Source organism: Mesobacterium hydrothermale, assembly GCF_035818635.1.
Lineage (GTDB): Bacteria > Pseudomonadota > Alphaproteobacteria > Rhodobacterales > Rhodobacteraceae > Mesobacterium_A > Mesobacterium_A hydrothermale.
In genome coordinates, this window is record NZ_JAYLLH010000001.1 from 269,750 (window position 1) to 281,582 (window position 11,833).

The window sequence follows — 11,833 nt, forward strand, 5'->3', positions numbered from 1 at the left end:
ATGTAGTCAGGGGCAGGGCAGTCCAATAAACGAGGCAAGCATGTTAGGGGTGACGCGCGCGCAGGTGCCCAAGCTCTATCAGCAGGGGCTGGGCCTTGTGGCAAAAGGAGATCACGAGGCCGCAGAGCAGGTGTTCCGGTCGCTGCTGGTGGTCGCGCCAGAGGTTGCCGAAATCCATTATCAGCTTGCTCGGATTGCGAAATCCGGTGGTGATGCCCCGGCGGCGATCGCGCATCTGGAACAGGCGCTGGCGCTGAAACCCAAGGAAACCGCCCTGTGGGAGCTTGCGGCAGAGATCCACGGCTTGGCCGGCGACACCGACCGCGCCGTTGCAGCGTTTGACGCAATGATCAAGCTGGCACCGGCAGCGTTGAAACCCAAGGTCGAAAAGGCGCATTTTCTGCAAACCGCCGGGGATTTCGAAACCTCGGAGCGGCTGTTCCGCCGCTTGCTGAAGCAAAATCCCTATGAGGGCGAACTCTATCGGTTGTTCCTGGCCAGCAAAAAGGTGACGCCCAGCGATCCGCTGGTGGCGGCCATGGTCAAGGCGCTGAAACATCCGCGCATGTCCGAAGCGGGCAAGATGCACCTGAATTTCGCCATGGCCAAGGTGATGGAGGACAATGGCGAGCCGGCCAAGGCTTTTGCGTTCCTCGACCGGGCCAACGCGCTCCAGCAGAAATCCTTCCCCCGTGACGCGGAGGCCAGTGAACGTGAACGCGTGGGTGTTCTGGCCGCGCAAGCCCACGGGTTGGACCGGCAGATCGAAGCGCGGGGTACGCCGACTCCGATCTTTGTGACCGGCATGCCGCGTTCCGGCACCACTCTGGTGGAACGGATCATCGCGAGCCATTCGCTGGTCGAGGCCGGTGGGGAAACCGGGCACGCGATGAAACTGGCCTATCAGAATTTCGGAGTCGGAGAAAAAATACGCCAGCTCAGGGACATACCGGATGATGCACTGGCGCGCTACGCGGCGCAGTACCGGCGCAGCCTGCGGGGGGTAACGCACAAGGACGCCCTCTATGTCACCGACAAGTCGATCCGCAGCGAATATGTTTTTGGTTTTGTCCACGCCGCGCTGCCCGACGCGCGGGTGATCGTGGTGCACCGTGACCCGCGGGATATCGCGTTGTCGATCTACAAGAACTATTTCAAGGATGGCACGCATCGCTATGCCAACGATCTGCGGGACATTGCGGAAACCATCCATGCGTTTCACCAGTCGGTGGCGCTTTGGAAGGACCGTCTGCCCGGCATGATCCACGAGGTGCAATACGAGGACCTTGTTACCGATCCGGAACCCCAGGCGCGCGCGCTGATCGCGGCGGCGGGACTGGACTGGGAAGACGCCTGCCTTGAATTCCACAAGGTCAAGGGCACGGTAAAGACCCTGAGCTTCCAGCAAGTGCGTCAACCCATTCACAAGGGCCGGGCCGAAGCCTGGCGTAAGTGCGAGACCGAATTGAAACCGTTTACAGACGCATGGGAGGCACTGACGACATGAGCCTGTCAGAGATCAAGACCCGACTTGAGAAAGCCTGTTACGATGCCGGGCGCAGCTTGGACGACGTGGCGCTGATTGCTGTGTCCAAGGTCCAGCCGCTGGACCGGGTCGAGGCCGTCCTGTCGGAAGGGCACCGCCTGTTCGGCGAGAACCGGGTGCAGGAGGCTGCGGGCAAGTGGCCGGAGTTTCAGCAGACATACCCCGATGCACGGGTGCATCTGATCGGGCCGTTGCAGACCAACAAGGCGCGGCAGGCGATGGGCCTGTTCGAGGCGATCCATTCGGTCGACCGGCCCAAGCTGGCGCAGACGCTGGCGCGGCTGGCGCAGGAACTGGGCACTTGCCCCGATCTGTTCATTCAGGTCAACACCGGCGAAGAGCCGCAGAAGGCGGGGGTTCTGCCCGCAGAGGCGGATGCCTTTGTCGCCGAGTGCCGGGGGCTGGACCTGCCGATCCGCGGGCTGATGTGCATTCCGCCGTCGGAAGAAACGCCGTCACTGCATTTCGCGCTGCTGGCGAAGATCGCCGAACGCAACGGGTTGAGCGGGCTGTCGATGGGCATGAGCCACGATTTCGAACAGGCGGTGGCGTTTGGGGCAACCCATGTTCGCGTGGGGTCGGCCATTTTCGGCGCGCGCGTGGCGGCGGGGTGACGTGAGTATTTGGAGAAAGATGAAAGGACGCGGTCAGCGCGCAAGGTTCGGCGCGACAATCAGTCGGGTGCCGGGATGGATCATCTGCGCGATCCTCAGCAGGTGGTCGCGGCGAAAGGCGATGCAGCCCGCGGTCGGGTAGCCGGGGCGACGCCACGGATGCAGGAAGATGGCCGAACCGAGGCCGGGCACGGCATCGGGCCAGTTCCAGTCGGTCAGCAGCACAAGGTCGTACATCGGATCGGCGCGACGCAGGTTTTCGTAGCTGTGCCGGTAAGGCGCGCGGACGAACTGATTGTAGTCGGGCGCTGAGGGGTCGTCCGACCACAGGTCGCCGGGCAGGATCGGGGCTGCCCAGTGGCTTGGGCGCGGCACGCGGTCTGGCCGGTAGAGCATGCCGGTAATGTGGTGCACGCCCACGGGGGTTGTGCCATCGCCTTCGCGTTTTGCCGCGCGGATGTTGCCGCGCCCGACGGTGCAGGGCCACAGCCGACCGGCGAACCGCAGCCCCTGTCGGGTGAGGACGAGGTCTGCCGGGCTCACAACAGGTGGCCCGATTTCGCGGCCTTGGTGGCGAGGTACTGCGCGTTGTGCGGGTTGATGCCGACCTGAAGCGGCACACGTTCGGCCACGGTGATGCCGCAGGCTTCCATCATAGCGATTTTCGCGGGGTTGTTGGTCAGCAGGCGGACCGCGGAAAACCCCATGCGGCGCAGGATTTCCGAGCCGATGCGGAAATCGCGCTCGTCATCTTCGAAGCCAAGGCGGTGGTTGGCGTCGACGGTGTCGAAGCCCTGGTCCTGCAGCGAATAGGCACGCATCTTGTTGGCAAGGCCAATGCCGCGGCCTTCCTGGTTGAGGTAGAGCAGCACGCCCGCGCCTTCCGCGCCCATCTGACCAAGGGCCGCGTTCAGTTGCGGGCCGCAGTCGCATTTCAGGCTGCCCAGAAGGTCGCCGGTGAAACAGGCGGAATGCAGGCGCGACAGCACGGGGTGTGCGCGGTCGGGGCGGCCGATTTCGATGGCATAGTGCTCTTCGCCACCATCCTCGGGGCGGAAGATGTGCAAGCGCGCGTTTTCGGCGGCGCGCAACGGGACTCGGGCGGAAATGACTTCGTGCAGCACGGGCGCGGCGGAGAGCGCGGGGCCGGTTTCCACTGCATCGACAAGGGTCAGGTTTTCGGACCTGGCGAGCGCGTCGGCGTCGTCAAGCGCAACCACCACCGCGGCGGGGAGCAGACGCGCGGCTTTACACAGAAGGATCGCCAGCCGGTGCAGGTCTGCCGGCCCCTCGCGACGGGTGGACAGGGGGCCTTTCATCGGCACACGCAGGTCATCTGCCGGGTCGGCCAGCGCCTGCACCCAATCAAGGGTGGCGTCCGACGGCAGTTGCACCCGGGCCAGGTCACCGTCGTAGGCGCGGGCCTTCAGCGTGGCGGCGCGACGGTCGGTCAGGGCCAGATCCGCGGTGCCGGGCAGGGCGCGCAGGTCCGCCAGACGGGTGGATGACAGGGTTTCCGTCGCGGCCATTATGGCCGCACCAGACGGGCCGCGCAGCACAACGGGCACCCCCATGCGCAGGTCAGCGCGAGCGCGGGCAAGGATATCCGAGGCGTCGGGGGCAAGGGTCATGGCCGTTGCGATAGCCTTTGCGCTGAAACATTTCCACCGCAATCTGTAACATTCGGTCCCCCGGTACACGAGGGCGTGAAACGATTGCAGCAAATCTTGTCCAGTTGTGAGCCGTGCCACATCTGACTGTGAACAAGAAGGAGGACACCGATGGCTCAGCTCAAGAATATTCTTCTGGTAGACGACGATGACGACCTGCGCGAGGCCTTGGCCGAGCAGCTGATCATGACCGAAGACTTCGAGGTTTTCGAGGCCGAGAACGGCGCGCATGCCATGGGCCGGGTCAAGGACCAGTTGTTCGACCTGATCATTCTTGATGTGGGCCTGCCGGACACTGACGGGCGCGAATTGTGCAAGCTGATGCGCAAGCAGGGGGTCAAATCGCCGATCCTGATGCTGACCGGGCACGATTCCGATGCCGACACGATCCTTGGCCTCGATTCGGGCGCAAACGACTATGTCACCAAGCCGTTCAAGTTTCCGGTGCTGCTGGCCCGGATTCGCGCCCAGCTTCGCCAGCATGAGCAATCCGAAGACGCGGTATTTGGCTTGGGGCCCTACACCTTCCGGCCGTCGGTCAAGATGCTGGTCACCGAAGACGACCGCAAGATCCGGCTGACCGAGAAGGAAACCAACATCCTGAAGTTCCTGTACCGGTCGAACGGCGGCGTTGTGCCGCGCGATACGCTGCTGCACGAGGTGTGGGGCTATAACGCCGGGGTTACGACCCATACGCTGGAAACCCACATCTATCGTTTGCGCCAGAAGATCGAGCCAGATCCGTCGAATGCCCGTCTTTTGGTCACCGAGTCCGGGGGGTATCGTCTGGTGGCCTAAAGGTGTGGCCAGGTTGATCCATATCAAAGCCGCATTTCGCGGGCATCTTAAATTCACTGTATACCGTCGCATATGCGGGTTATCATATGCACCTCCCTGTTGGACTGGCCCGGGCCCTGCCCGGGCTATTTTTTTGCCGGTTTCCGAGGTTGATTTCGGGCCCTGATGCCCGCAGTCTTCGGCCAAGGGCAGGGGAGAGCCGGATCATGAAAATGCAGTTTCACCACGTCAACCTGTCAACGGACAACGTGTCGGGAATGGATGCCTTCTATCGTGACGTGATGGGGCTTGCGGTTTGCGAACAAGACCTGCCTGGGCTGGAAAAAAGCAGGGCTATTCCGGCGACGTGGCGATTGTCATCGATGGCGAGGTGCAGTTTCACCTGGCGCAGAAGGATGTGCTGGCGGGTTTCAAGACCGGGCAAGTCGTCAATCCGCTGGAACGCGGGCACATCGCGTTCCGCACCGATGACCTTGCGGCGTTCAAGGCGCGGCTGGACGAGAAGGGCATCCCCTATGCCGACTGGGGCAACCGTGCCGTGAAGGGGTGGGCGCAGATCTTTTTCTATGACCCCGACGGCAACATCATCGAGGTGCACGAAGTCCAGGGCTAGGGCCCGATCCGGTCGAGCACGTCTTTGCGCCGGTTCCGCGACACCGGGATTTCCGCACCGTTGCTCAGGGTCAGCACGAGGTTGCCGTTCTGGCGGTCGATGGCCGTGACCGCACCGGCATTGACCCAATAGGACCGGTGGGTCTGCACCCCATGTCGCGCGGCGGGTTGGTTCAGAAAATCCGCCAGACGTGCCCGGACCAGATCCGTGCCGTCGTCTGTCACGATTTCCACATAGTGTTCGACCGACCGCAAATACAGAACCCGATCCGTCGCAATCGCGCGGTCCTTCCAGTGAAAGACCGGGTCCGGGGCTGTGGCGGGCCGGGGGGGCTCAAGCGGTGTCGTTGCGGTGTTTTCGGGGGCGAAATCCATGACGCGGGGCAGGACAAAGGTCTGGATCACCGCCTCGAACACGATCACCAGCAGGCTGTAGCGCACCATGTCGCTCAGGACTTGCGGACCCAGAAGCTCCGGCCGGTTCAGAACCACCGCGGCCGTCCAGTAGTTCAGCGCCACAGCGGCCACGACCGATGGCACGATGAACAGCGCTGACGGTACCACCGCGCGCGGGTTCTGGGCAAACAGCCAAAGCGACAATGTGAACAGCAAGATCCAACATATTGCCAGAAAACCAGCGTTGCTTAGCCAGAACAGCACCCGCAGGGGCAGGATCACCTGATGTTGGAACAACAGCGGATCGGCCAGCGCAACCAGAATGCTGAACAGGAGAACGGAAATGACATACAATCTTGACGAGAAGATTCCCAAAATCGTCTCTTGTCGAAAGAGAAACACCCGACCATTCGTGCCAAGGACGCGCAGTTCATGACAATCGGGATTATTTTCGGTGCTGTTCATGTCAAAAACGGACTGCGTCAGGGTGAATGTGAGTGTGTATGTTAGCGAACGATCCCCGGAGGAGGCAATCCATCCGGCTCTGTGAATGTACCTGGCGGAGCCCGGAGACCGTACCTCTCCGGGCCTGTTTTCCTTGTGGCGGCCCCTTGCATCCGTTGATAGCGTGCGCGGCGACCGATACGGGAAGGAACGCAAATGCCCTTTACGCTTGCCACCTGGAACATCAACTCTGTGCGGCTGAGAGAGCCGATCGTCACGCGGCTGATGCGCGAAGAGGCGCCCGATGTGCTGTGCCTTCAGGAATGCAAAAGCCCGGTCGACAAGATCCCGATGGAGCAGTTCCGGGCGCTTGGCTATGCCCATATCGTGGCACGCGGGCAGAAGGGCTATAACGGGGTCGCCATCCTGTCGAAACTGCCGATCGAAGACATGGGTGATATGGATTTTGCCGGTCTGGGGCATGCGCGCCATGTGGCGGGGAGGTTGGAGAACGGCTTGGTGATTCACAATTTCTATGTTCCCGCCGGGGGCGACATTCCCGACCGCGACCAGAACGAGAAATTCGGCCAGAAGCTGGATTACCTGACCGGTATGCGGGATTGGTTCAAGGCAGAGCGCCCGGAAAAGGCGATCCTTGTGGGGGACCTGAACATTGCCCCGCGTGAAGACGATGTCTGGAACCACAAGCAACTTCTGAAGATCGTCAGCCATACGCCCGTCGAGGTCGAACACTTTGCGCAAGTGATGGAGGCGGGCGGCTGGGTTGACGTGACCCGCAAGGACATTCCCGCAGGTCCGCTTTACAGTTGGTGGAGCTACCGCGCGCGCGACTGGGATACGGCCGACAAGGGGCGGCGGTTGGATCACGTCTGGGCGACGCCGGATATTTCAGGCGCCACCCATTCCAGCCGGATCCTGCGCGATGCGCGCGGTTGGGAAAAGCCATCGGACCACGCGCCCGTCTTTGCGACGGTTGATTTGTAGACGCGGCTGATGCCACGGGCCATGCCCCTTGCAACACTGGGTGCCATGCGCCATCTAAGGGACAACACCCATTCAGATATGGAGTTTGGAATATGATGGAACTGGGTACTGCTCCCGCCGGTAACGACCTGATCAAGGATGTGTCCGAGGCGGACTTCATGGCCGAGGTGGTCGAGCTGTCTCAGACCGTGCCGGTCATCGTGGATTTCTGGGCGCCATGGTGCGGCCCGTGCCGCCAGCTTGGCCCGGCATTGGAGGCAGCGGTGAAGGACGCGCGCGGTGCCGTGCGCATGGCCAAGGTCAACGTCGATGAAAACCAGATGATCGCCGGGCAACTGCGGGTTCAATCGATCCCGACGGTCTATGCCTTTTGGCAGGGTCAGCCGGTGGACGGTTTCCAGGGTGCGCTGCCTGGCTCTCAGATCAAGGCGTTTGTCGACGGCGTGATCGAAAAATCCGGCGGGGCCGCTGGCGGCGGTCTGGAGGATGCCGTGGCCGAGGCCGACGCGATGCTGGAAGACGGGGCCGCGGTAGACGCCGCGCAGGTCTATTCCGCGATCCTGGGCGAAGACCCCAAGCACGCTGGCGCCTATGCCGGGCTGGTGCGCGCGCATATTGCCATGAACGATCTGGACCAGGCCGAAGCAATCCTGAACGGGGCCCCGGCCGAGATTTCGACCGCGCCGGAACTGGAAGCCGCCCATGCCCAGCTTGTGCTGGCGCAGAAAGCCGCCAATGCCGGTCCGGTGGCGGACTTGCAAGCCAAGGTCGATGCCGACCCGAACGACCATCAGGCGCGGTTCGATCTGGCGCAGGCGCTTTATGCCAAAGGCGAAGGCGAAGCCGCCATAGACCACTTGCTGGACCTGTTCCGCCGTGATCGCGAATGGAACGATGGCGCTGCCAAGGCAGAGCTGTTCACGATCTTCGAAGCCCTCAAACCCAACGATCCGCTGGTTCTGAACGGGCGGCGCAAGCTGAGTTCGATGATATTTGCCTGACCCCGGATCGGGGCTAGGTACGACGATATGAAACTTAATGGCGATCTGCCGGACATCGTTCCGGTCTTTCCGTTGCCGGGCGCGTTGCTATTGCCGCGCGCCCGTCTGCCTTTGCATATCTTCGAACCGCGCTATCTGGCGATGCTGGACGATGCGCTTAAGACGCCCGCGCGTCTGATCGGGATGATCCAGCCCAACCCGGGACCGGGGGGCAACAAGGACGGGCTGCACCGTATCGGCTGTGCCGGGCGCGTGACGCAGTTTTCCGAAACCGAGGACGGGCGGTACATGATCACCCTGGCCGGGGTGTCGCGGTTCCGCGTGGTCGACGAGGTCGAGGGATTCCATCCGTATCGCCGCTGCAAGGTCAGCTGGTCAGGGTTCGAAGCCGACCGTGCCACCGAGGAGCACGATCCCGGGTTCGACCGGGCGACGTTCCTGACGCTGCTGGACCGCTATTTCAACGCGCTGTCCCTGTCCGCCGACTGGGACACGCTGAAAGACGCCGAAGACGAGCTGCTGATCAATTCGCTTTCGATGCTGTTGCAGTTCGACCCGGAGGAAAAACAGGCGCTGCTCGAGGCGCCGTCGCTGACCACCCGGCGCGAGACGCTGGTGACGCTGATCGAATATGCCCTGCATGGCGGGCAAGGAGAGGACATGATCCAATGACCGAACAAGGGTTCGATCGTCATATGTTGGAGGCACTGGTCTGCCCGCTGACCCACACGCGGCTGGACTATGACGTGGAAAAACAGGAACTGGTCAGCAAGGCTGCCAATCTGGCCTTCCCGATCCGCGACGGGATCCCGGTGATGCTGCGGGACGAAGCCCGCGCGCTGGACTGACCCAAGGAGCGGCTGAGCGCCCGCCCGGCGTGGCCGATCCAGACAGGGAAATGGCGGGGGGCGCTGCCCCCCGCACCCCCCGGGATACTTCCGGCAAGATGATGGTCAATCGGTCGCCCTAGGCCGGGCGCAGGCCCAGCATGTCACGGGCCTGAACCCAAGTGGCGACGGGGCGTTCGTATTTTTCGCAAAGCGCTGCCGCGCGCCTGACCAGCGCGGCGTTCGAAGGCGCCAGCGTGTCGCGGTCGAGCTTCACGTTGTCTTCGAGCCCGGTGCGGGTGTGGCCACCGGCGGCGATGCACCATTCGTTGACCTCGAGTTGGTGCCGACCGATGCCCGCGCCGCACCAGTCGGCATCGGGTGCCAGACGCTGAACCGTCTTGATGTAATAGTCGAACACGTCCTTGTCGCAGGGCATGGCATTTTTTACCCCCATCACGAATTGGATGTAGAGCCGTCCGGGAATGCGCCCGTCCCGGTTCATTTCTGTCGCCTTGTGGATATGCGACAGGTCGAACGCCTCGATTTCCGGCTTGATGTCGTAGCGGCGCATTTCCGAGGCCAGCCATTCGACCAGGTCGGGCGGGTTTTCATAGACGCGGGTCGGAAAGTTGTTCGAGCCCACCGAGAGCGAGGCCATGTCAGGTCGCAGCGGCAGCATGCCGCCGCGCGCCTGACCGGCACCTGAGCGGCCGCCGGTCGACAGCTGGATGATCATGCCGGGGCAGTGTTTCCTGACGCCTTCGACCAGCCGGGCGAAGCGGTCCGGGTCCGAGGTTGGCGTGCCGTCTTCAAGCCGGACATGAGCGTGCATGATGCTGGCGCCCGCCTCGAAAGCTTCGTGCGTGCTTTCGACCTGTTCCGCGATGGTGATCGGGACCGCCGGGTTGTCGGATTTCTGCGGGACCGATCCGGTGATCGCGACGCAGATGATGCAGGGTTTGGTCATGGCAGCGCCTTTCCTTTTGGGGCGCATCATGCGGCTTTGGCGCGGCCTGTCAAACGATTGACAGTGCGGGGCAAGGGGGTAGCGTGACGGCAAGGCCAAAAGGGAGGATGAAATGAATCCGGCAGAATGGTTGCGCCGCACGGCGATCCGGTGCGGGCAGGCGCCCGCGTTGTTCGCGGGTGAAACGCTGCGGATGGACTATGCGGGCTTTGACCGCGCCGCGGCGGGGCTGGGCGCGGCCTTGCAGGCGCGCGGGCTTGGGCCGGGCGCGCGGATTGGCATCTTCATGAAGAACCGGGTCGAATACCTGATTGCCCTGTACGGCATCTGGTACGCAGGCGCGGTGGCGATTCCGATCAACGCGAAGCTGCACGTCGCCGAGGCCGCCTGGATCCTCGACAATGCCGAGGCCGCGCTGTGCCTTGTTTCGGAGGACGTGGCCGAGGGGCTGGCGGAGCGGACGGAGGTGGCGCTGGTTTCGGTGGACGATCCGGGCTTTGGCGCGATGCTGGGGGCGCCGCCGATGGCCGCGCCGGTGCTGCGCGATCCGGGCGACATGGTGTGGCTGTTCTATACCTCGGGTACCACCGGAAAGCCCAAGGGCGTGATGATGACCTGCGGCAATATCAGCGCCATGGCGCTGAGCTATTTCGTCGATGCCGATGAGGTGAAAGCCGGGGACGCGATCCTCTATGCCGCCCCGATGAGCCATGGCGCAGGGATCTACAACTTCATGCATGTCATGCGCGGGGCGCGGCATGTCGTGCCCGACAGCGGTGGGTTCGAACCGGCGGAAATCCTGGAACTTGCGCCGAAAATGGGGCCGATCAGCATGTTCGCCGCGCCCACGATGGTGCGGCGGTTGGTCGACGTGGCCAAGGCGCGGGGGATGACGGGCGAGGGGATCAAGACCATCGTCTACGCCGGAGGCCCGATGTACAATGCCGATATCATCGAGGCGGTGGACGTCATGGGGCCGCGCTTCGTCCAGATCTATGGGCAGGGGGAATGCCCGATGGCGATCACCGCCCTGTCACGGCACGACGTGGCGGATCGCAGTCACCCGCGCTGGCGCGACAGGCTGGGGTCCGTGGGTGTGGCGCAATCGGTCAGCCATGTGGCGATCTTCGACGAGGACGGGGCAGAGGTGCCGCGCGGCGAGACCGGGGAAATCGTGGTGCGCGGGGCTGCCGTGATGGCGGGTTACTGGAAGAACGACGCGGCGACAGCCAAGACGGTGCGCGATGGCTGGCTCTGGACCGGGGACATGGGGCGGATGGATGAAGACGGCTATGTCACCATGGTGGACCGGTCAAAGGATATGATCATTTCGGGCGGGTCCAACATTTACCCTCGAGAGGTCGAGGAGGTGCTGTTGGAACACCCCGCCGTGTCCGAGGCCGCCGTGGTTGGCCGCAAGCATCCAGAATGGGGCGAGGAGGTCGTTGCCTTTGTCGTTGGCGATGCGGACAGGGCCGCGCTGGATGCGCTGTGCCTTGACCGGATCGCACGGTTCAAGCGGCCCAAGGATTATGTCTTTGTCGATGCACTGCCCAAGAACAATTACGGCAAGGTGCTGAAAACCGATCTGCGGGCAAAGCTGGAGGAGGAATGATGGCGGAGTTAAGCGGAAAGACCGCGCTGGTCACCGGTTCGGTGCAGGGCATCGGGCTGGCCATCGCCAAGGCACTGGCCGGGGCCGGGTGCCGGATCGGTCTGCACGGCCTGGCGGATGTGGACCACGTCGCCCGCGCTGAAGAGGCGTTGACAGAGGCCGGCGCGCCCGAAGTGCGGTTTTTCGATGCCGACATGCGCGACGTTGCGGCGATCGAGGCGATGATGGCGGATGCGGCGGACTGGGGGGGCGTTGATATCCTAGTGGATTGATCGCGACAAACGAGTCCGAATTGGGATTCCCATTTGGTGCTGGCCGTGCGAGTCATGCTGATG

14 protein-coding genes are annotated in these 11,833 nt (G+C 63.1%); 10 read left to right on the forward strand and 4 right to left on the reverse strand.

Annotation, left to right across the window (positions count from 1 at the left end):
- Positions 1-40 precede the first annotated feature (40 nt).
- Both VK792_RS01320 and VK792_RS01325 read left to right on the forward strand, forming a co-directional pair.
- Positions 41-1,507 carry a tetratricopeptide repeat-containing sulfotransferase family protein gene (locus tag VK792_RS01320; protein ID WP_326295477.1) on the forward strand — a complete coding sequence of 489 codons (1,467 nt, stop codon included), beginning with the start codon at positions 41-43 and terminating at the stop codon, positions 1,505-1,507.
- Positions 1,504-2,160 carry a YggS family pyridoxal phosphate-dependent enzyme gene (locus VK792_RS01325; protein WP_326295506.1) on the forward strand — a complete coding sequence of 219 codons (657 nt, stop codon included), beginning with the start codon at positions 1,504-1,506 and terminating at the stop codon, positions 2,158-2,160. The genes VK792_RS01320 and VK792_RS01325 overlap by 4 nt, the downstream gene beginning before the upstream one ends.
- Positions 2,161-2,193: 33 nt before the next feature.
- Here VK792_RS01325 and VK792_RS01330 read toward each other — a convergent pair whose 3' ends face one another.
- Positions 2,194-2,703 (reverse strand): L,D-transpeptidase family protein, encoded by a 510-nt coding sequence (locus VK792_RS01330; RefSeq protein ID WP_326295478.1) that lies wholly within the window; start codon positions 2,701-2,703, stop codon positions 2,194-2,196.
- Positions 2,700-3,791, reverse strand: a complete 1,092-nt coding sequence (gene ribA, locus VK792_RS01335) for a GTP cyclohydrolase II (RefSeq protein ID WP_326295479.1) — start codon at positions 3,789-3,791, stop codon at positions 2,700-2,702. The genes VK792_RS01330 and ribA overlap by 4 nt, the downstream gene beginning before the upstream one ends.
- Positions 3,792-3,941: 150 nt before the next feature.
- Here ribA and VK792_RS01340 point away from each other — a divergent pair, with 150 nt between their 5' ends.
- A complete protein-coding gene (locus VK792_RS01340) occupies positions 3,942-4,628 on the forward strand; it encodes a response regulator transcription factor (RefSeq protein WP_326295480.1) in 687 nt (228 codons plus the stop codon).
- A gap of 295 nt (positions 4,629-4,923) precedes the next feature.
- Complete coding sequence (locus VK792_RS01345; protein WP_326295482.1) at positions 4,924-5,241, forward strand: VOC family protein; 318 nt, start codon at positions 4,924-4,926, stop codon at positions 5,239-5,241.
- Here VK792_RS01345 and VK792_RS01350 read toward each other — a convergent pair.
- Positions 5,238-5,990 (reverse strand): LytTR family DNA-binding domain-containing protein, encoded by a 753-nt coding sequence (locus VK792_RS01350; RefSeq protein ID WP_326295483.1) that lies wholly within the window; start codon positions 5,988-5,990, stop codon positions 5,238-5,240. The genes VK792_RS01345 and VK792_RS01350 overlap by 4 nt on opposite strands.
- A gap of 306 nt (positions 5,991-6,296) precedes the next feature.
- Here VK792_RS01350 and VK792_RS01355 point away from each other — a divergent pair, with 306 nt between their 5' ends.
- From VK792_RS01355 to VK792_RS01370, 4 genes are all read left to right on the forward strand, one after another.
- Positions 6,297-7,085, forward strand: coding sequence for an exodeoxyribonuclease III (locus tag VK792_RS01355; RefSeq protein WP_326295484.1), 789 nt, complete (start codon positions 6,297-6,299; stop codon positions 7,083-7,085).
- Positions 7,086-7,177: 92 nt separating this feature from the next.
- Positions 7,178-8,086, forward strand: a complete 909-nt coding sequence (locus VK792_RS01360) for a co-chaperone YbbN (RefSeq protein ID WP_326295485.1) — start codon at positions 7,178-7,180, stop codon at positions 8,084-8,086.
- Between the two features lie 27 nt (positions 8,087-8,113).
- Complete coding sequence (locus tag VK792_RS01365) at positions 8,114-8,758, forward strand: LON peptidase substrate-binding domain-containing protein (RefSeq protein ID WP_326295486.1); 645 nt, start codon at positions 8,114-8,116, stop codon at positions 8,756-8,758.
- Positions 8,755-8,934 (forward strand): Trm112 family protein, encoded by a 180-nt coding sequence (locus VK792_RS01370; protein WP_326295488.1) that lies wholly within the window; start codon positions 8,755-8,757, stop codon positions 8,932-8,934. Before VK792_RS01365 ends, VK792_RS01370 begins: the two co-directional genes overlap by 4 nt.
- Before the next feature lie 118 nt (positions 8,935-9,052).
- On the opposite strand, the gene VK792_RS01375 is transcribed toward VK792_RS01370, so the two are convergent.
- On the reverse strand, positions 9,053-9,883 hold the full coding sequence (locus VK792_RS01375) for a 3-oxoadipate:acetyl-CoA acetyltransferase (protein ID WP_326295489.1): 831 nt from the start codon (positions 9,881-9,883) through the stop codon (positions 9,053-9,055).
- 112 nt (positions 9,884-9,995) lie between these two features.
- Between VK792_RS01375 and VK792_RS01380 the strand changes: the two genes are divergently transcribed.
- The gene (locus VK792_RS01380; protein ID WP_326295490.1) at positions 9,996-11,498 is read left to right on the forward strand and encodes a class I adenylate-forming enzyme family protein; all 1,503 of its coding nucleotides are present in this window, start codon (positions 9,996-9,998) and stop codon (positions 11,496-11,498) included.
- Positions 11,498-11,770 (forward strand): SDR family NAD(P)-dependent oxidoreductase, encoded by a 273-nt coding sequence (locus VK792_RS01385; protein WP_326295492.1) that lies wholly within the window; start codon positions 11,498-11,500, stop codon positions 11,768-11,770. Before VK792_RS01380 ends, VK792_RS01385 begins: the two co-directional genes overlap by 1 nt.
- The last annotated feature ends 63 nt before the right edge of the window (positions 11,771-11,833 follow it).